General features: G+C 37.8%; 1 protein-coding gene. It reads left to right on the top strand.

From position 1 onward, the window contains the following. Positions 1-120 precede the first annotated feature (120 nt). Positions 121-513 (top strand): YncE family protein, encoded by a 393-nt coding sequence (locus V7137_RS29555; protein ID WP_335701367.1) that lies wholly within the window; start codon positions 121-123, stop codon positions 511-513. Positions 514-757 lie beyond the last annotated feature (244 nt).

Here is a 757-nt window from a genome sequence, read left to right as displayed (position 1 = left end):
TGGGACAAGTGCTGATTATTAAAGCCAAACCCCTAAAAAGGGCTTTTTTATTTTTATCTTTTGTACGCACAGGCACATACGAAGAAATAGTAAACAGTCATCGCGGACATTCCAGTAGAGGTGGCTCCTATTGAGGTAGCCATTACTCCAGACGGAACAACTGTCTATGTAACGAATGCAGTTAGTCATACCGTTTCAGCAATTGATACAGGAACCAATTTGGTCACTAGCATACCAGTAGGTGCAGGACCTTCTGGAGTATGGAGCGGGAACACACCATTTGGAATGAGAGCATTTTTAACCAATTCAGAAAGTGATACAAGTTCAGTAATAGATGCAGACCCAAATTCGCCCACTTTCAATAAAGTAGTCGATACGATTATAAAGAAAGTTGGGGACTCACCAAGTGATGCGGCGTTTACAGCCAATGGCAGAAAAGGTTATGTACCGAATAACAATGATAATACCGTTTCAGTCATCGATACATCAACTAAGTGGATTGGGATTCTCTAGTAAAAAGTATGGAACAAGTAAACCATGGAATAAATGACCATATTCAAAAAATGAGTATTATAGATTTGGAAAATGATACATCCAAACATCCCATTTGGAAACATATAAATGGTGTAATCCGCCATGATGCTCACCATATTGGTCAAATAATAATCAATAGAAAATTACAAGGTATATGGTCAAAATAGAAAAAGTAGATATGTTAAGAACTTCAAATAATGGGTGCAAGAGTTGAAGATCCAGC

Origin of the sequence: Neobacillus drentensis (assembly GCF_036962765.1) — a bacterium.
GTDB lineage: Bacteria > Bacillota > Bacilli > Bacillales > Cytobacillaceae > Neobacillus > Neobacillus drentensis_C.
The sequence above is the reverse complement of the archived record's forward strand: the minus strand, read 5'-3'. Positions and strand labels throughout refer to the sequence as shown.